The 23043-nt window shown below is 74.3% G+C and carries 20 protein-coding genes and 1 pseudogene; 16 read left to right on the top strand and 5 right to left on the bottom strand.

The annotated features are described in order from the left end of the window. The first annotated feature begins 50 nt into the window (after positions 1–50). The 14 genes from ABEB13_RS38675 to ABEB13_RS38740 all read left to right on the top strand — a co-directional run bounded on the left by ABEB13_RS38675 (position 51) and on the right by ABEB13_RS38740 (position 17576). Positions 51–1577: a hypothetical protein gene (locus ABEB13_RS38675; protein ID WP_345709284.1), complete on the top strand. Its 1527-nt coding sequence runs from the start codon at positions 51–53 to the stop codon at positions 1575–1577. 443 nt (positions 1578–2020) lie between these two features. Next, positions 2021–3199 (top strand): AAA family ATPase, encoded by a 1179-nt coding sequence (locus ABEB13_RS38680; protein WP_345709285.1) that lies wholly within the window; start codon positions 2021–2023, stop codon positions 3197–3199. 53 nt (positions 3200–3252) lie between these two features. Next, positions 3253–3723, top strand: coding sequence for a bpX5 domain-containing protein (locus tag ABEB13_RS38685; protein WP_345709286.1), 471 nt, complete (start codon positions 3253–3255; stop codon positions 3721–3723). A gap of 11 nt (positions 3724–3734) precedes the next feature. Then, entirely contained in the window at positions 3735–5432 is a 1698-nt protein-coding gene (locus ABEB13_RS38690) for a hypothetical protein (protein ID WP_345709287.1), read from the top strand. After that, positions 5429–8305, top strand: coding sequence for a bpX6 domain-containing protein (locus tag ABEB13_RS38695; RefSeq protein WP_345709288.1), 2877 nt, complete (start codon positions 5429–5431; stop codon positions 8303–8305). Before ABEB13_RS38690 ends, ABEB13_RS38695 begins: the two co-directional genes overlap by 4 nt. A gap of 120 nt (positions 8306–8425) precedes the next feature. Continuing rightward, positions 8426–8731, top strand: coding sequence for a DUF3040 domain-containing protein (locus tag ABEB13_RS38700; protein ID WP_345709289.1), 306 nt, complete (start codon positions 8426–8428; stop codon positions 8729–8731). 388 nt (positions 8732–9119) lie between these two features. After that, positions 9120–9557 (top strand): VOC family protein, encoded by a 438-nt coding sequence (locus ABEB13_RS38705; RefSeq protein ID WP_345709975.1) that lies wholly within the window; start codon positions 9120–9122, stop codon positions 9555–9557. Between the two features lie 73 nt (positions 9558–9630). Beyond that, positions 9631–10371, top strand: a complete 741-nt coding sequence (locus ABEB13_RS38710; protein WP_345709290.1) for an SDR family oxidoreductase — start codon at positions 9631–9633, stop codon at positions 10369–10371. A gap of 290 nt (positions 10372–10661) precedes the next feature. Further along, complete coding sequence (locus ABEB13_RS38715) at positions 10662–11000, top strand: RNA polymerase-binding protein RbpA (RefSeq protein WP_345709291.1); 339 nt, start codon at positions 10662–10664, stop codon at positions 10998–11000. A 327-nt stretch (positions 11001–11327) separates the two neighbouring features. Next, positions 11328–11483: a hypothetical protein gene (locus tag ABEB13_RS38720; protein WP_345709292.1), complete on the top strand. Its 156-nt coding sequence runs from the start codon at positions 11328–11330 to the stop codon at positions 11481–11483. A 90-nt stretch (positions 11484–11573) separates the two neighbouring features. Beyond that, on the top strand, positions 11574–13616 hold the full coding sequence (locus ABEB13_RS38725) for a hypothetical protein (RefSeq protein ID WP_345709293.1): 2043 nt from the start codon (positions 11574–11576) through the stop codon (positions 13614–13616). Positions 13617–14108: 492 nt separating this feature from the next. After that, positions 14109–14768 carry a cytochrome P450 gene (locus ABEB13_RS38730; protein ID WP_345709294.1) on the top strand — a complete coding sequence of 220 codons (660 nt, stop codon included), beginning with the start codon at positions 14109–14111 and terminating at the stop codon, positions 14766–14768. A gap of 283 nt (positions 14769–15051) precedes the next feature. Further along, entirely contained in the window at positions 15052–16827 is a 1776-nt protein-coding gene (locus ABEB13_RS38735; protein ID WP_345709295.1) for a hypothetical protein, read from the top strand. Next, positions 16755–17576: a DUF7617 domain-containing protein gene (locus ABEB13_RS38740; RefSeq protein ID WP_345709296.1), complete on the top strand. Its 822-nt coding sequence runs from the start codon at positions 16755–16757 to the stop codon at positions 17574–17576. Before ABEB13_RS38735 ends, ABEB13_RS38740 begins: the two co-directional genes overlap by 73 nt. Before the next feature lie 87 nt (positions 17577–17663). On the opposite strand, the gene ABEB13_RS38745 is transcribed toward ABEB13_RS38740, so the two are convergent. Together ABEB13_RS38745 and ABEB13_RS38750 are read right to left on the bottom strand one after the other, a co-directional pair. Further along, positions 17664–17975 (bottom strand): hypothetical protein, encoded by a 312-nt coding sequence (locus ABEB13_RS38745; protein WP_345709297.1) that lies wholly within the window; start codon positions 17973–17975, stop codon positions 17664–17666. A gap of 212 nt (positions 17976–18187) precedes the next feature. After that, positions 18188–18775, bottom strand: a complete 588-nt coding sequence (locus tag ABEB13_RS38750) for a DinB family protein (RefSeq protein WP_345709298.1) — start codon at positions 18773–18775, stop codon at positions 18188–18190. A 136-nt stretch (positions 18776–18911) separates the two neighbouring features. Between ABEB13_RS38750 and ABEB13_RS38755 the strand changes: the two genes are divergently transcribed. Both ABEB13_RS38755 and ABEB13_RS38760 read left to right on the top strand, forming a co-directional pair. Next, complete coding sequence (locus ABEB13_RS38755) at positions 18912–19901, top strand: helix-turn-helix transcriptional regulator (protein WP_345709299.1); 990 nt, start codon at positions 18912–18914, stop codon at positions 19899–19901. 179 nt (positions 19902–20080) lie between these two features. Beyond that, positions 20081–20560 carry a hypothetical protein gene (locus ABEB13_RS38760; RefSeq protein WP_345709300.1) on the top strand — a complete coding sequence of 160 codons (480 nt, stop codon included), beginning with the start codon at positions 20081–20083 and terminating at the stop codon, positions 20558–20560. Here the strand turns inward: ABEB13_RS38760 and ABEB13_RS38765 are convergent. The 3 genes and pseudogenes from ABEB13_RS38765 to ABEB13_RS38775 form a co-directional block, all read right to left on the bottom strand. Next, complete coding sequence (locus tag ABEB13_RS38765) at positions 20531–21250, bottom strand: Fic family protein (RefSeq protein WP_345709301.1); 720 nt, start codon at positions 21248–21250, stop codon at positions 20531–20533. The two genes, ABEB13_RS38760 and ABEB13_RS38765, sit on opposite strands and share 30 nt — an antisense overlap. Continuing rightward, a complete protein-coding gene (locus tag ABEB13_RS38770) occupies positions 21240–22046 on the bottom strand; it encodes a hypothetical protein (RefSeq protein WP_345709302.1) in 807 nt (268 codons plus the stop codon). The genes ABEB13_RS38765 and ABEB13_RS38770 overlap by 11 nt, the downstream gene beginning before the upstream one ends. 89 nt (positions 22047–22135) lie before the next feature. After that, a pseudogene (locus tag ABEB13_RS38775) lies at positions 22136–22836 on the bottom strand (2-phosphosulfolactate phosphatase). Positions 22837–23043 lie beyond the last annotated feature (207 nt).

Consider the following 23043-nt stretch of genomic DNA (forward strand, 5'->3'; position numbering starts at 1 on the left):
GCAGCTGCGGTCAGGCGCGACGGGACAAGCCTCACTGTTACCGTCCTGCCATGACCCGCCTTGATCGCGCCCTGGAACTGCTGCGCCGGCACCGGGAGCTGGCCGATCTCGCGGCGTTCCCGTTCGACTTCGACCTCGATCGTGCCGAGCACGGTGAAGCCGTACGGCTGGCGTCCGGAGCGTCCCTGCAGGCGGTGGCCGGGGACGACACCGGCGGGACCTACTTCCTGTGCCAGAGCGGTGAGGTGCTCTACGCCAGTTCCGAAGGCGAGGCCGGGCTGCTCGGCGAGAGCGTGGACGAGGCCCTCGAAGTGTTGATCGGGCTGCCCGGCTGGCGGGACTGCACCGGCCTCGACCTCCGGACGGACGCCGCCGGGCCGACCGCTGCCGCGGCCCGGGCCGAGGACGACATCCGTGGGTCCTACGCGCCGCAGCTCGACGCCGATCGCCGCACGCTCCTGGCCGGGCTGGGACTGCGTCGGCACCCGCACCCGGACCTGATCCGGCGGCTGCACCGGTCACTGCGCCGCACGGAGCCCGACTTCGTGCTCCTCAACGCGGACGAGGGCTGCGCCTACGCGCTGCTGGATGATCTCCCGCGCCCACCCCGGTGGCAGACCGTCCTCGCACCCGGGCACGCGGACCTCGCAGCCCTGCGCTCGGGCGGCACACGCAGGACCGAGGTCGCGGAGGACCCAGTGCGCCGCGCAACCGTGCTGCGCGCGGCGCAGTACGACCGCCGGGCCGCCGACCTCCCGCTGCTGCGGACGCTGCTCCGGGCCGAGGCCCGGCTCGGCGACACCGAGGAGCTGCGCCTGGCCGCCGTCCTGGTCGGTCTGCACGGGCACGCGGACGACCACGAACTCCTGCAGTCACTCCGCAGTGCCGACCCGGACGTCCACTACGCGCTCGCGAACTTCCCGGCGGCGGCAGCGGACTTGGGCGCGTGGGCGGCTGAATGCGACGAGTCCCACCACGGTCCGGATCCGGCGGACGAGGACGAGCGCACCTGGGCCGGGTTGGCCCGCCGCCAAGGCCGGACCGAGCTGGCCCGCACCATCCTGCTGCGCCTGCTCGACGACGCGGGACCGCGTGACGCCGCACCCTGCTCGGGAGCCTGGCCGGGCACTTCGCTGCGCTCGGGGACTTCGCCCAGGCCGCACGCGCCCGGACGCTGCACGCCTGCCTCCAGGACGACCCGCAGCAGCGCGGCTCGTCCATGCTCGACCTTGCGTCGCTGCAACGACGTGCGGGCGACGTCGATGCGGCCTGGCAATCGCTGCAGCGGGCCGTCGCCGATCTGGACGGTCCTCCACCGGCGCCCTCCAGCGACCAACTCGCCCTGGATCTCGACCTGCAGGTGCGGGAGGACGCCCGCACCCTCGCCTGGCGCGGCCTCGGGCTCGGCCACCGGGTGGCCGAGGAGCATTTCCTGGTCGCCCGCGCCGCGGCGGCGGCGGGCCGGTCCGCAACGTCCGGGGCAGCCTGCGCGGCCGGCATCGCGCTGCTGGGCACGCTTCCGCGCCCGACCGACTCGCTCCGCAGGCTGGCCGCGACGGTGGCGGAGCAGCCGGTGACCGGGCTGGTCGGTGACACCGGCTGAGCTGCCCGACGCGGCACGGGAGAACCCGTGGAACCGCGCTTCGACCGGCTCGTACCATTGCCGGGCTGACAGCCCCCGCTTGCTGCACATCGTTGTCCTCGGTCCGCCTCCGCCCCAACGTCGGACCGGATCAGCGTCCCCGGCCCGAACCTGGACCGCACCTGCGGTCGCCACTGATGACCCGACCTGACGTCGCGTGGCGGAGGGCGGCCGCCGCCGTCGTGGCCGGCCGGCCCTACGTCGACCCCGAGCCCGCACGCGTGCTCGGACGGCTCTCCCGCCCCGCGCGGTCGCGAGCGGGTCCCCTCCGCCGTGCGACGCGTCGCCGAGGGCGGGCAGGAGTGCCGGGCCCGTCCCTCGGGCCGATCGGAAACCCGCTGGTGGGCGCGGATCCGGCCCCCGTAGACTCCCGTGCTCGTGACCGAGATCAACACCGGAACGACCCGCATCCCCGCCATGACGGCCGCGCCCACCCTGCCCGCGGATGCCGAGGCCGTCGGTGCGGCCGTGGCCGCCGCCGGCCGGGGCATGATCGACCGCGAGACGGTGGCCGAGGTGGTCACGCTCTGTGCGGTCGCCGGTGAGCACCTGCTGGTCGTCGGTGCGCCGGGCACGGCCAAGTCCGAGGCCGTGCGCCGGATCGCCGGCCAGCTCGGCGGTCGCTACTTCGAGTACCTGCTCGGCCGCTTCACCGAGCCGAACGAACTCTTCGGCCCCGTCGACCTGCGCGGACTGCGGGAGGGCAGGGTCGAGTTCGAGACCACCGGGATGCTGCCCGAGGCCGAGATCGCCTTCCTGGACGAGGTGTTCCTCGGGTCCACCGCCGTTCTCAACACCCTGCTCGGACTGCTCAACGAGCGGGTCTTCCGCCGCGGCCGCACCGTCCTCGCCAGCCCACTGCGGGTCTGCGTCGGCGCGGCCAACCACCTGCCCGACGATCCCGCCCTGGCCGCCTTCGCCGACCGCTTCCTCGCCAGGGTGTTCGTGGAGCCGGTGGCCGACGCCCGGCTGGAGGAACTGCTGGAGGCCGGCCGCCGCCCCGCCGCGCCGAACGCCGGACCGGGAGGCCTGGTCGCCGCCGTCGACCGGTTGGCCGCCGCTGCCCGGGCCTGCGACCTCGACGAGGTCACCCCGCTGATCGGTGGCGCCCTGCGCCGCCTGCGCGGCGCCGGTGTACCGATCAGCGACCGCCGGGCGGTGCGCTCGCAGAAGCTGGTCGCGGCCGCCGCCGTGCTGGACGGCCGGAGCACCGCCTCCGCGCGCGACCTGTGGGTGCTGCCGCTGACAGCCCCGACCGCCGACACCCAGGCGCTGGCCCGCGACACCCTCGCCGACCTGGTGGAGAAGGCCGCGAACCGCAGTCTGGTGCACGCCGCCGAGGAGATGTCCCGCAGCACGGCAGCGCGCGCCGAGCGGCTGGCCCGCACCGGCACCGCGCTGCTCGCCGAACACCGGACCCTCCCCGGGGGACGGGACTCGCGCCTGCGGCTGGAGGCGGCGCTGCGGGAGATCGACGCCGGCTTCGACCCGACCGACCTGCCGGCCGCACTGGCCGGCGTACGGGCCGAACTGGTCGCGGCGGTCGCACCGTCGTGACCACCGCCCGGCCCGCCCCGCCCGTGTCCAAGCCGTTCGAGTCCGTGCCGCCCGTGTCCTTGCCGTCCGTTCCGCTCCGCTGGGAGCGCCGTGAACCGCCCCTGCCGGCGGCCGCAGTCCTTGCGGTGGGCGACGCGGTGCCCGCCCTCGCAGCGGCGACCCGGGAACGCGTCCGCGGCGGCGCCCGCCTCGCTGTGCTCGCCGACGACGAGGCGGCCCTGCCGGCCGCCGACCGTGCGCTGCTCGTCCTCGGCGCGGAGGCGGACCTGCCGTGGGCCGACGGCGCCCGCTACCTGGGCCGCGACGCCGGCCTGCTCGTCCCCACCACCGCCCGCCCCGTCCCGGCCGCGGCGCTCTGGCGGCGGGTCATCGGTGCGGCGGACCGCCTCGGCGTGCTCGTCCCCGGTCACGCGCTGGTCGCCGACACCCCTGCGCCGATCACCGCCCCGGAGGCGCTCGACGCCTTCACCCGACCGGCCCGCACGGATGCGGACGCGGACGGCGCCGGGGACGGCCTCCAATGACGCGCCCGCCGATGACGCCCACCCGCCTGCCTGCCGCCCTGGCCCCGTGGGCCGGCACCCTCTCCGTGCTCACCACCGAACTCGCCGTCGCTCTCGGCCCGTTGCTGCGCCGCCTCGACGTGCTGATCGGTGAGCACGATCCCGCCGCCGACGTCATCGGTGACCCGGACGGCCTCGGCGGCCTCGCGCGCTCCGGCCGGCCGGATCAGCTCCTGCCGTCCGAGTGGCTGCTCGCCGACGAGTATCCGGACGAGTTCCTGCGCCGGCTCGTCGACGGCGAACTGCTCCACCTGGCGCCCGAGTTCCGCACCCCGGCAGTTCGCGGCCGGATCGCCGTGCTGGTCGACACCGGCCCCACCCAGGCCGGCGCGGGCCGCCTGGTCCAGCTGGCCGCGCTCCTCGTGCTGCACCGGCGGGCGGCCGCGCGCGGCACCGAACTGATCGTGGGCGTCCTCGGCGACCCGTCCGGCCGCTGGCTCACCGGCGACCTCTCCGAACTGCTGCCCGCCTGGCTGGCCGCACGCCGCCCGGCCGACCCGACCGCCGCAGACGTGCAGCGGGCCCTGGCCGGCCTGGACGCCGCCGACCGCGCCTGGGTACTGACCTCGCCCCGCCTCGCCGACCGGCTCCCTGCGCAGTCCGGAGTCCTGAGGAGCGAGCCTGCCCGCTGGTCCGCCGACGGGGCCGGCCACGTCGTCGTCCGGCTCGACCGGACAACGGTCGAACTCCCGCTGCCGGCGAGCGGAACAGCCGTCCGGGCGCTGCGCGGCGCCGGGTTCCGCCGGGCCGAGCCGGTCACCGTCGGAGGGCCGGCGGCGGTCGCCGGCGGAGCGGCCGGACGGGCGCTGCCCGCCTTCACCACCGACGCCCGCACCCTGCTCGCCCGCGGCGGGCGGCCCGCCACCCTGCTCGCCGTCAACCTGCCGAACCACGACGGCGGGCCCGCCACGGTCGTCCGGTCGCGCCGCCACGACCTGCCCGGGCCCGTGCTCGCCGCCGGCCGGATCGGCCGGCGCCTGATCGCCCTGTACGTCCGGGACGGCCTGCTCGCGCCGTACGTCAGCGGCCGCCCCTTCGGCGGGCCCGGCAGCCACACCGCCGACCTCGCGGCCTTCGGGGTCGACGGCGACACCCTCTCGGCGGAGCTGACCGGCCGGCCGGTCGTGCCGTTGCTGCGCGACGGCGACGACCTGCTGCTGCCGCTGGCCGACCACTGGTGGCGGCTCGCAGCGGACGGCGGTGTCACCGACGACGGCCCGCTCGGCAGCGGCTCGCACGAGCGGCAGCACTTCAACCGCTCCCGCGAGCCGCGGCTGTTCGGCGGCAAGCCGCTGCCCGAGGCGGAACACGCCCGGCACTTCCTGCACGGCAGCGGCTCGCACGCCTGGTCGGACGACGGCCGGACGTGGCAGCTGCGCACCGCGTGGGGCGACGAGAGCCGGATCTCGTTCCGCGAGAACGCCGAGGTGATCGGCCTCGTCCAGGAGGGGCGGCAGCCCGCGCTCATCACGGTCAGCGGCAGCGGCCACCTGGTGCGCAGGGTCCGTGCCGACGGTGTCCGGACCTTGACCCGATTCTCCGGCGGGTCCGGACCGCCGGCCGTGCACCCCTCCGCGCCGCTGATCGCCGCCGAGACCCGGCCGGGCCGGATCGTGGTCGGCGACGCCAACACCGGCCGGATCCACTTCCTGATCGGGGACATCCAGTGAGCGCCACCCCGGGCGCGGCGTTCAGCGCCGCCGTCACCGCAGTCGGCTTCCTCCTCGACGTGCCGGTGATCGGCACCGCCGAGGCCGCCGATCGCGTCCTCGCCTCCTGGCAGGACGGTGCCGACCTGCGACAACTGCCCGACGGGCGCTGGCTTTTCGTTCTCGCCGACCCCGTCGAGGTGCGGGCCGACCGGGCTCCCGGGCTGCCCGTGGTGCGGACGGCCGACGGCGCACTGGCCGCCGTCGGAGCCGACGCGTCCGCCGCCGGGAGCGGACACCTTGTCATCGACGCCCAAGGGCTGACGCTTCACCACCGGATGCTCGAACTGCCCGGAGTGGACCCGTCCGAGTGGCTCGACCTGTCGGGGGTCATCCTCCACCGCCCGCGACCGGTCGGCGCCGCCGAGCCCGCACCCGCGCCCGTGCTGGAGGCGCTGCCGCCGCGACCGTCGCCCGATCTGCGCGCGGCCGCCGGGCTCGCACCCCGGTCGGACCGGGCCCGGCGGCTCATCGAGAACGCGTCGGCCGGCACCCGTCGCCCGTTCCCGCCCTGGGCGGGGCGGTTCGGGCGGCCGTCCGCGGCCGGTGCGCTCGCCCTGGCCGTCCCCGTCCTCGTGGTGCTGCTGGCCCTGCTCGTTCTCGTCGCGGGCTTCGCCCACCTGATCGCGGAGCGCGGCCTGCACGTCGGCCCGCTGCTCCTCTCGCTCGGCGTCGGCCTCGCCGTCGCGCTCGCGCCCGGACGCGGCCGCGGCGCCGCACCGGGCCAGGGCGGCGCCGGCACCGGTACCGGCCCCGCCGGTACGGCCCCCGCGCGCGGCCGGGCACGCCGGGGCACCCGCCGCCCCCGGCTGGGACCGCTCCTGGCACGGCTGGCGATGCGTACCGCGGGCCCGCTGCTCCAGGGCCGGCACGCCCGCTACCTGAGCGAGCTGACCAGGGCGTTCGAGCAGCGCCGCTGGGAGGACGCCCTGCGCGACGCCGTCCGGCTGGCCGGCGACCGGCCGGCCGGGCAGGAGCCCTGGCTCGCCCTCGGCCTGCCCCGCCGCTACGCGGGAGACCTGCGCCCCACACCCCACGCCGACAGCTCCGCCGCCGCCTCCCCGATCTCCGGGCCCACCGTCCACCAGCACCTCGCCGCCCTGTACCGCCGGGCCGCCGAGGAGCTGGAACGCACGGGCCGGATCGACGAGGCCGCGTTCGTCCTCGCCGATCTGCTGGACGCCCCGGCCGAGGCGGTGGCCCTGCTGCACCGGCACGGCCGCACCGCGCAGGCGGCCGAGCTGGCCGAGGGGCGCGACCTCGCCGCCGACCTCGTGGTCCGGCTCTGGTGGCAGGCCGGAGAGCGCGATCGCGCCGTCCGGACGGCCCACCGCCGGGCCGCCTTCGCCACCGCCGTCGAGCGCCTCGCGGCCGCCGACCCGGCGTCCGCCCGCGACCTGCGCGCCGCCTGGGCCGCCCACTGCCGGGAGGCCGGCGATCACCTGGGCGCCGTCGACGCCCTCTGGCCGGACGAGTCGCTGCGCCCGTCGGCCGCCGCCGACCTGCGGGACGCCGTCGCACTCGGCGGGGCGACCCGGGGCCGCGCGCTGCCCCACCTGCTGGCCCTCGGCGCCGGTGGGGCCACCCGCGCCCTCGCCCTGGCCGTCCTCGACGGCGACCAGGACGCGGCCGCGACCGGCCGGTCCGCGCTGGCCGCCGCCCTGGCCGACCTCCCGGCCGCCGACCCCGCCGCGGACCGCGAACTCGCCACCGCGGCGGCCCGCGCCGTCGTCCGGGACGGCGGCTTCGGCAGCGCCCTCGCGGACCGGGACGCACAGGCCCGCCACCGGCGGCTGCTGAAGCGCGCCGACCCGCTGGTCGCCGCCGACCTGGCCGGGCCGCGCCGCGCGACTTCCTCGCAGCGCTCCGCCGCCGCGCACTCCGCCGCCGACCGGCCCGGCACCCTGCCGGTGCTCGACGCGGCGCGGCTCGCCTCCGGCGCCGTCCTGGTCGCCTGCGGCCAGGCAGGCGTCCGGCTGCTGGCTGCGGACGGCCGCACCAAGGCCCGGTGGGACGTGCCCGCCGACCGACTGGTGCTCGCCGACCACGGCGGTGTCGCGCTGCTGGTGGCCGGCTACGGCCGGGCCCGGGAGGTCGCCCGCCTCGACCTCGCCACCCGTTCGGTGCGCCCCTGGACGACACTGCGCGCGCGGCAGATCGTCCCGTCCTTCGACGGCCGGCACCTGATCACGGCCGGCGACGACGGCATCGCGGTGCTGGACACCCTCGCGCCCCGGCCCACCGTGGTCTGGCGCGAACTCACGGGCGGCGAGCGGTTGGCCGGCCGGCTGTCCCGCACGCCCACCGGGTGCGCGGGTGCCGTGGTCTCGACGCTGCCCGACGGCTCGTCGCTCGTCGAACTGTGGCGATGGGACCTGCCCGGCTGGGAACTCCGCTCCCGGCTGCGGCTGGACGCGCACCTTCCCGACCGCTTCGCCGCGCTCGCCTCCGCCGGCCTGCTCACCGCCGACCCGCAGCCCGCGGACGGGCCGCCGACCACGACCGTCCTGCGCTGGACCACCGAGCACCCGTCCGGCCGGCCCGGTGCGGAACTGACGGTCGAAGGCTTCGCGCCGGTCGGACCGGTCGCCGACGGGGACCACTGGGCGCTCGCGGTGCCCGGCCCCTACGGCGCCGGGGTCCTCCTCCACACCGGCGCCGGCGCGGCCTCCGCGCCCACCACCACCGTGTTCCTCCCGCAGGCCGACCTGCACGCCCCGGGCATCCGCCGGCACGGCGACGCGGTCACCCACTGGCACCGCTCCGGCCGCGTCCTCGCCACCACCCCCGACGGCGCGACCGTCCTGGCCAACCTGCGCGTCACGGCCGACTGACCCCTTTGGGCGCGGGCCTCGGAGCATCTTCGGACACGACCGCCGTGCATGCGGGTGCTGGCCCGCGGGTACGGACAGGAGTACCGGATGTGCTGTCGTGCCGGTTCGGGAGGTGCCCCCGTGCTCACTCAGCGTGAACTGCGTCTGCTTGCCGAAGCCGAGGACGACCTGGCCCGGGACCGACGCCTGGCCCGGAGGCTGGTTCGGCACCGGATCGGCCCCCGCTGGTGGGGGAGTCCGCGCGCACTGGCCGTGCTCCTGGTGGTGCTGGCGGTCGTCGGCGCCGCCGCGGTGGTCGTCGGGTGGGCGACCGGCACCGCGACCGGTGTCCTCACCGGTGCGTCCGTGTGGGGGAGTGCCTGGGTGGCGGCGGGGATCCTGGTGGCGCGGATCGCCGTACTGATGCGGCCGGGACGAGGCCGCTGATCATCAGTGGCGCGTGCGCGGGCAGCAGTCCGCCGCTCGGTCACGCCTGAGGAAGCCGCGCACCGTCCGATGACCGGGCGTCAACATCACTCGGAGCCGCCGCACATGACGTCGGATGTCACCGCGTGCGCGGCTTCGGCATCGGCAGGAACCGAGGGTCGCGCGCACGCCGATCCGGGTGCCCGCTCCGTCGTGGCGTACCGCCGGCTCTCCCGCCGATTTGCGGGTGCCGGTGAGGGAGGATTCCATGGCATGGGGCGATTCCCGGTTCCGGGCCGTCCGCCCCGTCGCCCTGAACCCGTGCCACCGACCGCTGGAGGCGGAGATGGGCAGCGTGGAAGCGAGATCCGCCGGGACGAGTGGAACGCCGCCGGTGGAGGCCGGCGAGATGCGACTCGAAGTGGTGGTGCTGCCGGTCTCCGACGTCGACAGGGCCAAGCGGTTCTACGGATCGCTGGGCTGGCGGCTGGATGCCGACCTGACCGTCGAAGAGGGCTATCAGGTGGTCCAGTTCACCCCGCCGGGCTCCCTGTGCTCGATCATCTTCGGCGAGGGCGTGACCTCGGCACCACCCGGCTCGACCCAGGGCCTGCAGCTCTCCGTCCGCGACATCGACGCGGCCCGCGCCGATCTCGTCGAGCGCGGAGTGACTGTGAGCAGGGTGTTCCACGACGTCACAGGTATCTTCCACCATGCCGGCACACGCGGACGCGTGGACGGACCGGCTCCGGAGCACGCGGACTACGGCTCCTTCGTGTCGTTCAGCGACCCGGACGGCAACGGCTGGCTGCTCCAGGAGATCAGGACGCGCCTGCCCGGACGCTGACCGGCTCCGCCCTGCGCGTCGTGCGGGCGGGAGCCCTGCAGGCGGTCGGCACGACAACAGAAGGAGCTCGGCAGTGACCGTTCCGGTGCGTACCCCCGAACTGCTCGGCCGGACTGTCGTCGTCATCGGCGGCAGCGCCGGCATCGGCTTCGAGACGGCCAGACGTGCCCGGGCGGAGGGTGCCGAGGTCGTCCTCGTCGGGCGCGATCCCGGTCGGCTGGAGCGCGCGGCCGATGAGCTCGGAGCGCTGCGCACCGCGGCCTTCGACGCGACCGTTCCCGCGGCCCTCTCGGCCTTCTTCCAGGACCTGCCGGATCCGATCGACCACGTCATGGTGACGGCCGGCGGCCCCAGCTACGGGCCGCTGCTGGAGATGAGCGCCGAAGAGGTGCGCGACGCGCTCAGTGACCATGCGGTGCTCGAGCTCGAGGTCGCGCGCCACGCCGTCGGCCGGATCCGACCCGGGGGCAGCCTGGTGTTCATGGGCGGCACCGGCGCACGGCGCGTCGGCCGCGGCCTCGGGGTCGCCTCTGCCGCCACCAACGCGCTGCCTCCCTTCACGGCGGCCCTTGCCCTCGAACTCGCGCCGGTGCGCGTCAACCTCATCGCGGCCGGGTTCGTCGACACGCCGCTGTCGGCCTCGCTGCTGGGCGACCGGATCGAGGAACGCCGCGCCGAGTTGCGCGCGACGCTGCCGATCGGACGTGTCGTCGGCCCTGCGGACGTGGCGGCCCTGGCCGTCCACCTCATGGTCAATTCGGCGGTGACCGGCGCGACGTTCGACATCGACGGCGGGCAGCAGTTCGTCTCCTGACGAATGCGCCGGCCGGCGAGCGGCCCGCAGCAGCCCGACGGGAGCGGGCCCGGCCTCGGCACCGCGATCGGGCGGCTGCGGCAACAGCCGTGAGCGCAGCCGTTCCCGGTCCGGCGCGGGTGCCCGGCCCGGCCTCGCACGGGGGTCGGAGAGCCCGCGCGTGAGGCCCGCGGGGAGGCCGACGACGGCGCCTCCCGGGAGGCCGTGCGCGGCGGGCACCCCGGGGGGCCGTAGGCTGGGCGTCCCCATGCACATCCGAGGCGTGGACATCATGGCTGAGGAGAGTGATCGTGGCACAGGGACGCAGCGGCATCAGGGGTTCGCGGATCGGGTCGGGGCCGATGGGGGAGGCCGAGCGCGGCGACCTCGCCCCGCGCAAGGCGGTGTCGTTCTGGTGCGGCAACGGCCACCACACCCAGCCCAGCTTCGCGATCGAGGCAGAGGTCCCGGAGACGTGGGACTGCCCCAGGTGCGGTCTGCCCGCCGGACAGGACCGGGACGACGTGCCGGTCGCCCCGGGCAGCGCCCGGTACATGACGCACCTGGGCTACGTCCGGCAGCGCCGGAGCCAGGAGGACGGCGAGATCCTGCTCAACGAGGCACTGGCCCGGCTGCGCGGGACTCTCTGACCCACCCGGCGGCCAGGGAGGCGGAGTCGGAGGCGGTGCGAACCGCCGACCACCCGCCTCCGCCCCGGGCTGCCCGGGCGCCGGCACTGCCCGCCGCTCCGGCCGCGGATGCTCCCGCCCCGCTGTCGGCCGTGCGTCCCTCGCGTCCCTTGCGCGATCTGCTTTCCGAATGAACGCCAGCGGTTTCCGAAATCCCGTCCGCCGCGTTCCTTCCATTTCTTCTCCGGCGTCTCGCCGGAAAAAGCCGTCACATTGGGCCTGGCCCGGTCGAATTCGCTGTGCTAGGTTTCCCGGGTCATGCACGGACGGCGCTTTCGGGAGGTATTCATGCCCATCGATTCCGCTCCTGCGAGGGAAATGCAGAGCGACGTGCAAGCGGTGGAGATCGTCTTTTCGACGCTGCCGGAACTGGGAATGGACCGGATGACGGCAGAGGGTGTCGAGTTCGTGCTCTGCGCCTCCGCGCTCACCGCCCAGGTCTGATCCCGGCGCAGCGGCGGCCCGACCGAACCGCCGGGTACTGCCCCGCGCGGGGCGCCACCGGCGGAGACACCCGACCCGAGGAGCCTGCCCGTGCCCGACCGGCTTCCCATCCAGTTGGAGGACGTCCTCAGCACCCGTCCGCTGGACCTGACGGACCTGACGATCGGCGCGCTGCTGGCGGCCAACCGGCTGCCGGAGACGATGTTCCAGCCGTACGTGCTGCGCGGCGGCGACGTCACGCCCGTGCCGCTGTCGACCCGGTTGGCCGACCTGCCTCCGGACGCCGACGAACTGGTCGTCCGCGCCATCCGCAACACGCTCTTCCCCACGATCCTGCCGACCGACCCCGCTGCGTCCCACGGGACCGCCGAAGGCGTCGGATTCCGCTCGGTACGGACCGGTGCGGACGGCAGGGCCCGTGAAGTGATCACGGCGGTCGGGGCGGATGAGGCGCGCGGGCTGGTTGTCGGCCAGGTCCGCGAATTCGACCGCACGTACGGCATCGCATCGTCCGGATGCATTTTCGGAATATCCGGCGGGGGCGACAGCAATGCGCTCGCCCACGGTCTTGCCGATGTCGTTCCCCGGGACAGACTGATGGCCTTCACCCTCGTCTTCGGCGCGGTCTTCTCGCCGGCGGCCGCCGTACGGGCCGGGCTGCTCTGCCAGGATCTGGGAATCGAGCACCGCGTCCTGAAGCCGTCCGACATCGCCGAGCTGCTGGGGATCCGCACGTCCCTCGACGAGCTGTACGAGGACTTCCGCGAGGCCTTCACGCACGAGGCGCTGCACTTCTTCGGGACCTTCCTGATCCTCCGGGTGGCGCGGACCCTGGCCGACCGACGCGGCGCGACGGACCTCGCCTTCGGCTACAACCGGGAGGACCTGCTCGCCGAGGCGCTCTTCATGGTGATGAACGGCAACCGGCCGCTGCAGTACCCCGTTCGCCCGCTGGGCGCCCACCGGGTGATCATGCCGGTCTGGAAGGTGCCGAAGCTCCTGCTCGACGCCTGCCATCCGAACTTCAGCCTGGAGAACTACCGGGAGCGGGACCCGTACACGACGCGCCAGCGCAGCCTCGCCTTCTTCCTCGCGCACGCCATGGACTCCGCCTACCCCTCGCTCGGCCTGAGCCTGCTGACCGGGCTGTCCGAGACCCTGGCCGGGGCGTGGGGGAGCTCACCCACGACGAGGACCTCGACGTGTTCCTCACGCCCCAGGCGAGCCCGGAGAGCGTCGACCGGGTGCGCCAGCTGCTCGCCCGTCACTTCGGCTGAGGCGGGGGCCGCGATGCCGTTCACACCCCTCGCCGTCCCCGACCTGCCGGTGCCGGCCGACCTCGTCCCGCTGCTGACCGGATGGCCCGCGGCCGCGTCCCCGGAGCTGCTCAAGGGCCTGCACGTCGCCCGCGACACCGGTCTGCTCGCCCGGTTGCGGGCCGACGGCGAGGTGTTCCGCACCGATCTGCGCGAGGCACTGGCCGGTCCTGCGCGCAGTGCCACCGTCAGCTTTCCCCGGGCGGCGCTCACCGTTGCCGTGGTGTCGATGGTCGGGGACCTCCTCGGCCGTTACGACCTCCCGGCCGGCACGACGCTCGGCGGCCCCGTCTCCGAAGTGCCGACCGGCGGCGTCGACCGCTACGAGCAGGCCTGGCACACCGACAGCACGCCCTGGCTGCGGCCGAACCGGTGGAGCGTGCTGGGCCTGCTCCGGGAGGACCCGGCTCTGCACGAGCCGGCCACCGGAGTGCTCCCCTGGTCGCTGGTCGACGAGCACTGGGAGGGCGCGGGCGCACTCCCGGCGGCCCTGCGGGAGGAGCACGTCTCCTGGCGGGAGCGCTATCCCCGGCTCGAACCCCTGCACGCACCGGTCGGCGGTACGGTGCCGCGGTGGTTCCGGCCGGCCCTCGACGCGTTCCTCGGCGGTGACACCCCGGCCGCCGGGGCCGGACGTGAACTCGAACGGCGGCTGGCTGCCGTGCCGCGCTGGTACGAGGCCGTGGTCGCCCCCACCCGGGTGCTGGTCTTCGACAACCATGCGGCCCTGCATCGCGGCCCGGCCATCGCGCGGCCGAGCGCCCGCACGCTGCTGCGGTTCAAGGTCGACGGCGTCCCCGAGGCACCCCCGCGCTGACCCGCCGCCGCGCCCACCGACCGGGGCACCGGCCCGACCGACCGACCGAGGAAGGGACACCGGCATGACTCCGACCGGCTACCCGGAACTGTCCCTCGCGCACCGCCCCGATCTGTTCGAGGCGATCCGGCTCCACGGCCCGGACCCGGCGGAGCCGCTGTCCCGCTGCACCTTCGGGCAGCGGCCCGGATGGCTGGTCCGCGACCTGGCGTGGGCCCGGCTCCTCCTCACGACCTCGGTCGGGCAGAAGTCTCGCCCCGCGCACTCCCAACGACTGCTCGGCGGCGTCGGAGCCATGCGCGGCGAGCGGGTACGGAGCGTCAAACGCCAGCTGGTCGCGGCGATGGGCGCCGCAGCGGGCCGGCCGGACGAGATCGTCGACCACCTGCGGGCCACCCTGCCCGGCGGTGCGCTCCCCGCGCCCAGGGAGCGGCTGACCGAGGCCGTGGCCTCGGCGATGCTCGCCCAGGTCACCGGGCAGCCCCCGGTGCTGTGGACGGCGCGCGGCTCCGCGTTCTCGTCCGGCGCAGCTGGGCGGCACTGGAGCGCCCGGCCGGGGCGGCGGGCGACCTCGGGGCGGAGCTCCGTGACGATCTGCTGGCGTTCGTGGCGGGGCTGGTCGTGGGAGGCGACTCCGCCTTCCTGCGCCGCCTCGCGGCCGACGGCTGGAGCTCGGCGCAGATCGCGGAGGAGCTACGGGCGATGGTCCTCGCCGGATGGGGGAGCACCACGGCGGCGGTCCTCAGCGCGATCTCCCTCGGCGTGCCCCCGGACGCGCCGACCGTGGCGATCGACGAGGCGCTCCGGCTGTACCCGCCGAGCTTCATGATCGCGCGGGCGGTCGTCGAGGAGCGCGCCGTGCTGCCCTTCACCGTCGGCGACCTGGTGCTCGTCAGCCCCTGGCTGATCCACCGTCACCCCCGGGGCTGGCGGTCGCCGGACTCCTACGACCCGGGCCGCTGGGCCGGTACGGCCCGACCGTACTGGTTCCTCCCGTTCGGGATCGGGCCACGCCGCTGCCCGGCAGCGCGATTCGCCCGGGCGCAGGTCTCGGCCGCTCTGCGGCTGCACCGCCCCGCGCCGTGTCCCCGGCCCGGCACGCTCGCGCTGGTCGAGCTGCGCAGCCCGTCGCTGGTGCCGGACTGGGCCTGACGCCGAGATCCGGGCCCGCCCTGCACGGCCCGGCCGGCGGCCACTCCGGCAGCACGGCAGGATGTTCGCCACCGGACCGTACGGCAGGATGTTCGTCATCGGACCGTCCGTGCGATCGATTTCGGCCCCGGAGTGGCCGGAAGAATCCGGGCGGGACCGAGGAGCTCCCCGCCGGACGTCACTTCTTCGGATTTCCCGACCGGGCATTTCCCCGATCCCTACCGTCGGGAGCGGGCAGAGGCCGGCATCCTGCCGGCCGCCCGACGAGCAAGGTGGGGAATCCATGCGGACACGCCTCCTCTCACCCCGAACCGCCATCCTCCTGCGAGCCTTCGCGGCCGTCCCGCTGACGGCCGCCCTGCTGACCGGGGCCGGAACACCGGCCCGGGCCTCCGGCGCACCCGACGGAACGTCGGGCTCCGCCCTGACGAAGTCGGTGCAGGACATCACGCACCCCGGTGCCGCCGCCGTCGACCACGGCGACACGGTGAACTGGGCCATCGGCTACCGCAACGCGGCCGACTCCCCGGCGGGCGCCCCCGCCGCGATCACCGACACGATCAGCGGGGCCGGCACCGCCCAGACGTACGTGCCCGGTTCGCTGCGCACCCCGCCCGGGTGGACGCCGTCGTGGTCCACCGACGGATCGACCTTCTCCGCGACGGATCCCGGCAGCTCCGCCGTCGCGGTGCGTGCGGAGAACCCCTCGGCCCGTCCGGGCGGCACCGACCTGGGGGCGCCGCTGCTCGCGCCGGTGCGGCCCACCGCGCAGTCCACCGGCGGGGACGGGTTCACGCCCGTCCTGCACCGCACGGCGCTCGGGGAGGTGGAGTCCTGGAACATCTACCACCACGCGGGCGCCGCCGCCCGGAAGGTGGTGTGCAGCAGCCTGACCACCGGTCAGCCGTGCACCGGCGGCCCGTGGCCGCGGCCGCTCAACAGCACTCCCGGACCGCTCGGTTCCGGCGACACCGGTGACATCTCCAGCCCGCTCACCCCCCAGTACGTCCAGGACCCGGACCGGGACGGGGTCGTCTACTACCCGGGCGTCTCGGCGGGCGCCGTGGGGGTCGGCTGCCTGGATCTCGCCGCCCGGGCGAACTGCGGCTTCGTCGCCCTGGAGGCGTCCGGCACCTCGCCGTCCTCCGCCAACAACCTGGCGGGCCTGGTCGCCGTCGGCGGCAACCTGTACGGCGTGGCGAGCACCGGCCAGGTCCTCTGCCTGGCCATGGCGTCCCGCACACCGTGCCCCGGCCAGCCGTACGCGGCGATCGTGCCGCCCAACCACGACCTGCCCGGCAACCCCGGCGGCCTCTACCAGGGTGCGCTGACCGTGGCCGACGGCAAGGTCTTCGCCTCCTCCGCGCCGCTCACCTCGGGGTCCAGCGCCGCCGGACCGCCCGCACTTGGCTGCTTCGACCCGGCGAGCGGGAGCGTCTGCCCCGGCTGGGACACCCCGCACCCCGCCGGCCCCGGTGCCGCGTACAACACCTACAACGCCTACACCGCCTATGACACCGCGGGCCGGGCCGACGGCGTCTGCACCACCACCGTGGGCGGCGCGAACCTCGCCACGGTCTGCTACACCGTCGCCGGGGCGCCGCTGACCCCGCCGGGCAGCCTTGCCGGCATCAACGGCGGGGCCTACACCTTCAACCCCGAGACGGTCACCTCCGAGGGCACCACCCGCAGCTACTTCCCGGTCTGGAACGGCGGCATCGCCGGTGCGACGGTCTGCCACGACTGGACGCACGCCGCGCCCTGCGCGGGATTCCCGCTGCCCGCGGCCCATCCGGGCGTCAACGGCGGTGCCACCCGTGACTACGGCTACAGCTACGACGCCACCACCCGGTGCCTGATCGGCCTCGGCGACGCCGGGGTGCTGTTCTCCTCGACCCCGCGTCCGGCGCCTCGCCCTGTGTGCACAGCGGGGCCACCGTCACGCTCCGCCCGTCCGCCTTCTACTGCGACGGCGCCGCCGGTCATGTGCAGGCGTACACCCAGGCGCGCCTGGACGACATCGACCTCGCCCACGTCGACCTGGCGGCCTCGCACGTGACCGTCGCCGACCCGGACGGCACGGTCCTCGCCCAGCCGCCGCTGACCGCCTCCGGCACGGTGGACCTCTCCGCCGTCAGCGCCGTCGACCACCCGGCCGTCACCGTCGCCGTCCAACTGGTGCTGACCTCCACCGGCGACTTCACCACCGACCACCACCCCGCCCTGGTGGTCGCCTACCAGGGCGACGCGCCCCAGGTCTGCTTCCGCACGGTCGTCACGCCGGACTGCGCCACCACCCGGCTCACCGACACCGCCACCGGGACGGACGCGACCGGCCCGCTCACCTCCAACACCGTCACCGCCGCCGTGGCCCCCGGCAGCGCGTGCCGGCCGCACGTGACGGTCGTCAAGGAGATCTGCGCCTCGGACCATCCGCACGACTGCGGGCCCGGCGGCGCCGGACCTTGGGCCAAGATCAGTCCCGTCGGTCTGCTGCGGCTGCTCGGCACGGCGTACTGGCGGATCACCGTGACCGACGCCGGACCGGTGGGCGCCGCCGGTGTGACCGTCAACGATGCCGTGACCCCTGCCTGCCGGACAGCGGCCGGCACCTTCGACCTGGCGGCCGGAGCCACCCGGCAGGTCTACTGCAGCTCCTTCCTGCTCGCCCTGCCCGTGACCAACACCGCCTCGGCCACCTTCGTCCCGGAGAACTCGCCCCCGGGCACCGAGTCCAGCACCAGCGCACCGTCGTCCGCGGTGGCGTGCTCGCTGCTGTGCATCCTGGCAGCGCCCGACCCGGCCTGACACCGGGCACGGCGGGGCGGCCCGATCCGTCGGACCGCCCCGCCGGAGGGGTCTCGGATGTCGGGCGGCGGCCAGCCCGGCAACGGGCTAGATGCTCCCGAACAGCTTGTTCGCCTGCCAGGTGGCCTGGCTGGTGGGGTGGCTGGTATCGACCGTGGTGCCGGTCAGCCGGCCCTGGAAGTCGAACTGCCCGGTGTACCGGCCCGCGCCCATCTGGAAGGTGATCTCGTGGTCCGTGGCGCGCGTGTCGGCCAGGTCGATGAAGCCGGCCTTGCCGTCGATGTTGCCCCGTCCGTTGAAGGTCCCGTCCGGGTCCTCGCCGTCGATCTGCATGTGGACGGTGAATCCGTTGCTCTGCGTGAGATCCCAATCCCCGCGCACGTCCATGGGGGTACTCATGGTGCCGTTCCCCTTTCGTCGAAACGTTCCCCTCCAACCTACGCTCCGTGCAACTGACGTGCAGCTGAAGCAAGTTGGTTAACGAAGCAACGAAATTCCGGTTCGTTTGAGTGACAATTCGGCGCCACGGGCCCGGATTTCGTGACCCAAGGTGACGGTCAATCCGGCCGCCCGAATCCCACCCTGCGGATCGCCACCTTTCGCCCCGTCGGCTACCCCATGCTCTTGGCGCCGTCGATGGACTCGCGGATGATGTCGGCGTGGCCGGCGTGCTGGGCGGTCTCCGCGATGACGTGCATCAGCACGCGGCGGGCCGACCACTCCGCCCCGGCCTCGAACCACGGGGCCCTGGGCAGCGGCCGGGTGGCACCCAGGTCGGGCAGGGTGGCGACCAACTCGTCCGTGCGGCGGGCCACCTCGTCGTAGTCGGCCAGCACACCGGCCAGCGTCTCGCCGGGCAGCAGCCGGAACTCGTCGGCCCGACGGGCGAAGTCGGCCTCGGTCCACGAGGTGAAATCGGGCATGGCCGACGGGCCGTCGACGATGAAGCCGGCCCAGGCCCGCTCGACCGAGGTGACGTGCTTGATCAGGCCGCCCAGGCACAGCTCGCTGACCGTGGTGCGCAGTCCGGCCTGCTCGTCCGTGAGGTCGCGGGTGGTGAAGCGCAGGAAGTGCCGCTGCTTGGCCAGCGACACCAGCAGGTCGGCCCGCTCGCCGGTCGCGGCCGGCACGTCGGTGGCCGCCTCGTCGACGGCCGACTCGTTGGAGGTCGACGTGTCGACGGTCAGGGACTCGCTCATGGTTTCCGCCTTCGGTAGGTGCTTCGGTGGGTGCTTCGCCGGGTGTTCCGTCGGACTTCCTGCCTCCGCCGGACACGTTCCACACTAGGAGCCACAGCGGTCACTTTCTGACCTGAATTGCGGGAGGATCGGAGTCATGGCGAACACCAGCACCCGGACGCTGCGACTGCTCTCCCTGCTCCAGACGCACCGGTACTGGCCGGGTGACGAACTGGCCGAGCGGCTGGGCATCTCGATCCGCACCCTGCGGCGTGACATCGACCGGCTGCGCGAACTGGGCTATCCGGTCGCGGCGCAGCGCGGCGTCGACGGCGGCTACCAGCTCGCCGCGGGCGCGGCGCTGCCACCGTTGGTGATCGACGACGAGGAGGCGGTCGCCCTCGCCGTGGGTCTGCAGGCCGCGGCGCAGGGCCCGGTGGAGGGCATCGCCGAGGCCTCGGTCCGGGTGCTGGCGAAGGTGGCGCAGGTGATGCCGGCCCGGCTGCGACGACGGGTCGAGGCGCTGCGCGCGGTGACGGTTCCCGCGGACTGGGGCGCGCCGGCCGGTGCGGGCGTCGATCCGGACGAGCTCACCCTGGTGGCCCTCGCCTGCCGCGACAGCGAACAGCTCGGCTTCGCCTACACCGCCGCCGACGGCCGAGGGACGGAGCGGACCGTCGAACCGCATCGGCTCGTCTGTCTCGACCGCCGCTGGTACCTGGTCGCGTACGACCTCGGCCGACACGACTGGCGCACCTTCCGCCTCGACCGGCTCACGGCGGCGCGGGGCACCGGCGCTCGGTTCAGGCCGCGTGACCTTCCGGCCGCCGACGCCGCCGAATTCGTCCGGGCCGGACTGACCGGTGCGCCCCGCCCCCATCGGGTCGAGGTCGTGGTGGACGCCCCGGCCGCGACCGTGCGGGAACGGATCGGCCGGTGGGGCGTGGTCGAGGAGGTCACGGCCGGGCGCTGCCGCGTCCGCATGACCGCCGACTCGCTGGACTGGCCGGCGATGGCCCTCGGTGCGCTCGGGGCGGACTTCTCCGTCGTCGAGCCGCCCGAGCTGCTCGAGCTGCTCGACGACTGGGGCACCCGCTTCACCCGGGCAGCCCGTCATGAGCCGGGACCCCGTACGGCCGGTTGGTGAGGTCCTCTCAGGCGCACGGTCACGAGGGTTCTTCGGAGCCGCATCGGCCTTCTGGCGGAGTACCTGAGTGAGGCCGGTCTCATCGCCATGCATGCCGGCCGTGAAATGTGCCTTGTGTGGGGATTTTCGCAACTGAAAGGGTTTTACGAAACGGGGCCCACCTCATAGGCTCCACCCTCATGATCGATTCCCCCGCAAAGCGTCACTGGCGCATGTCGCTCTTCCTCTGGGTCGGCCTGCCCTTCATAGCCTTCGTCGGAATTGCCAAGGCTGCGCCTGATCTCGTGCCGGCCTGGAAGGCGCAGAGCGGCAGCGGAGTCATCGGGACATTCACTGCCGCCCGGGAGGTCTGCAGCCACGGGTCGTGCGACTTCTACGGTGACTGGAAGGCGGCGGACGGCACTGCCGCGCGCACGGACGTCCTCCTGTACGACGGACCGGACTCCCTGCGAATCGGCGAGACGGCCGCAGCACGGGACTCCGGTGCCGCCGGCGGAGTCTTCTCCACGGGAGGCGGCTCCTCCTACCTGCTGGTGACGGCCTTTGCCGTCGGGGGTCTGGCGGCGGCGATCGCCTGGCCGGTGTTCCTCTGGCGCACCTGGCGTTCTTCGCGTGGGCGACACACTCCGTCACCGGAGTCCGCCGAGGCAGCCGCCTGACCTGTATCCAGAAGGAGCCGGTCGGAAGACGGTTACCGCGTCGTTCCTGGAGCCGACCCCGCGTTGGGCGGTGGCCCGGCGGTGCGCGGCGCGGATCAGTACGGTGACCAGAGCCGCCAGGTCGAGGGCGCCGTCCGGGTCGTCCGCGTAACGGGTGGTCTGCAGCGGTCCCACTTCGTCCAGGCGTACCCCTTCCCGGTCCAGGACGTGGGCGAGGACCAGCAGTGCCAGGCGGGCGTTGCCGTCCGGGTAGGGGTGGAAGAAGGCAGTGTCGAGGTACGCCCTGGCGGCGCGGGCCGGCAGGGGGAGCGACGGATCGTTGCTCTGGCGCAGGTACGCGGCGAAGTCCTGCCAGGTGTGGGGCGTGAGCCCGTACCGTTCCCGGCCGCCCTTGGCGTAGGCGTCGCTCCGGCGCAGGTGCACCTCGTCCACCCCGAGGACCAGCTTCTGCCAGTCGGCCAGGAGGGTCGGGGTGAGCGGTTCGCCCCGGGCGGCCGCGCTCCGCGACTCGGCCATCGCCGCGAGCAGTCGGTCGGCCCGGTCGGAGTCGCGGAGACGGACCGGGCCGTCGAACCACGCGGCGAGTCCGTCCACGGCAGGGCGCATCGGGGTCGGGCCCACTCCGGCCGCCGCGGACCAGTCGACCTGCTGCCTGACGCGGCACCAGGTGGCCAGCGCGTCATCGCTCACGGTAGAACCCGCGGCCGGTCAGACCGATCGCCAGGTCCTCGCCCACCGTGTCGACCAAGGTCGTCGCGGGGACGACGTGGCTCCGGAAGCGCCCACCGATGGCGGCCTCCACCGCCTTCCGGGCCTCGTCCGGACCCAGGCCCGTGGAGGTGAGGAACCAGGTCAGCGTCGTCTCGCAGAGCCGCTGCCACCCTCCGTCGGCGTGGGTGCTGTTGACGACCACCGTGACCAGGCGGGTCACCGCGCGTTCCAGGTGCCAGCTGCGGTCCTCGGCGTCCGCGTCGGGATGCGGTGCGAGCTGCTCGAACCGCTCGGCGATGTCCTCCAGCCAGCCACGCCACTCGAGCAGGCAGGTCACGACGCGCGCGGCCGTCTCCTCCGCCCCTCCGACCGAGTGCGAGGGGCAGCACCAGGTTTCGACGGGACCGCCGAAGTGGTTCGAATGGTCCCAGCCGCAGGCCCATCTTCCGAACCGGGACACCAACAGCGCGGTGACCCGGGCGGTGAAGAGCCACCCCGACATCTCGCCCGGATCGGCCGCTCGATCGGCCTCGGAGGGCACCATGGGGACGATCAGGGCCGTCAGCCGCGCAGCCTCGCCGTCATCCCAGTCGAAGGCATTCCGGCGGGGGTCCGCGGCGGGCCACGGCAGGTCCCGAGCGTGTTCACGGTGAATGGTCGTGGCGAGCCTCCGGAGGCGGACATGACGGAACAACCGCCCGATCATGCCCACCGGACGGTGATCTGTCACCCCATTTTGCCGTGGACGGCGACTTCCTGGATCCTGGCCGACCACCGATGCGAGTTGTGCCGGCTCGGATGTTCGCGGACATCTGTCGACGCGCCGGTCGGGGACGCGCCGCGGATGCTGTTGGCTCTCGCCCGTCACATCGCGGGGTCGTCGGCCTGTGCAGGTACGGCGCACGGACGCAGGACCATGAGAGAGTCCGCCAGGGCCGCCACCATGGCGAAGGGAAACCGGTCGAGTTCCAGGCAGAGTTCGACGTCGTCAGGATGCACTCCCTGACGCACCCCCTCCGCAAGCTCGGCAGCTGCGCGCGAATCGGCAGCCCGGCGGAGGAACACCGAAGCATCCGCCTCGGCGCCTGTCGCCCTGCAGGCGATGTATTCGGCGCACGCCAGATCTTCATCGGCCCGTCCGTCTTCGCCAGTGACCACGAACGTGACACTGTCGGGCCTGCGCGTGCGCAGGAGCCGAGCGGTCGCCTCCGCCACCACGAAGCCGGCGCACAGCACGAGGGTGCATCCTTGACGGCAAGGGCGCCGACCGTCCCAGCGGTGGTCTTCTGGACAACGGTCCGTCCGCGAACGTCGGCAGCCCGCAGCAGGCCCGGAGAGTTGACCAGGTCGAACCCGGCCGCGGGCGGACCGTCCTTGAGTGCCACCCAATCCGGGTGGCGGGTCTTCAGCGCCAGAGCGTCGTCCGATGACTCCGCAAGCACGATCTTCTCCGCCCCCTGGGCGAACGCCCAGGCAGCCACGGTGAAGGCCCGCATGACGTCGACCACGACCGCCACGGACGGGGCCTCGACCAGCTCGGCGATGCCGACGAAACGAGCGTCCATTCCGATCATGCCGGCGCAGTCTACTCCGGCCGCGTGCACGGACTTCCGGGTACAGGTGGCCGAGTCAAGTCGTGGCACACCGTGGGACGTCGTGCGAAGTGGCGCGGCGTTCGCCCGAGGCGGGGGAGGAGTCTCACCTCATTGCCAGTCATGGTCCGTGCGGAGAAGCGAAGTTGCTGAATGATCTTTCCATGGGGCATCATCCTG

Source organism: Kitasatospora paranensis (genome assembly GCF_039544005.1).
GTDB lineage: Bacteria > Actinomycetota > Actinomycetes > Streptomycetales > Streptomycetaceae > Kitasatospora > Kitasatospora paranensis.

Bases quoted from the DNA above. Each gene is read 5' to 3' on its own strand.
- ABEB13_RS38675 (WP_345709284.1), top strand. From the start codon at position 51: ATGACCCGCCTTGATCGCGCCCTGGAACTGCTGCGCCGGCACCGGGAG.
- ABEB13_RS38690 (WP_345709287.1), top strand. From the start codon at position 3,735: ATGACGCCCACCCGCCTGCCTGCCGCCCTGGCCCCGTGGGCCGGCACC.
- ABEB13_RS38705 (WP_345709975.1), top strand. From the start codon at position 9,120: ATGCGACTCGAAGTGGTGGTGCTGCCGGTCTCCGACGTCGACAGGGCC.
- ABEB13_RS38720 (WP_345709292.1), top strand. From the start codon at position 11,328: ATGCCCATCGATTCCGCTCCTGCGAGGGAAATGCAGAGCGACGTGCAA.
- ABEB13_RS38735 (WP_345709295.1), top strand. From the start codon at position 15,052: ATGCGGACACGCCTCCTCTCACCCCGAACCGCCATCCTCCTGCGAGCC.
- ABEB13_RS38745 (WP_345709297.1), bottom strand. From the start codon at position 17,975: ATGAGTACCCCCATGGACGTGCGCGGGGATTGGGATCTCACGCAGAGC.
- ABEB13_RS38750 (WP_345709298.1), bottom strand. From the start codon at position 18,775: ATGAGCGAGTCCCTGACCGTCGACACGTCGACCTCCAACGAGTCGGCC.
- ABEB13_RS38755 (WP_345709299.1), top strand. From the start codon at position 18,912: ATGGCGAACACCAGCACCCGGACGCTGCGACTGCTCTCCCTGCTCCAG.
- ABEB13_RS38760 (WP_345709300.1), top strand. From the start codon at position 20,081: ATGATCGATTCCCCCGCAAAGCGTCACTGGCGCATGTCGCTCTTCCTC.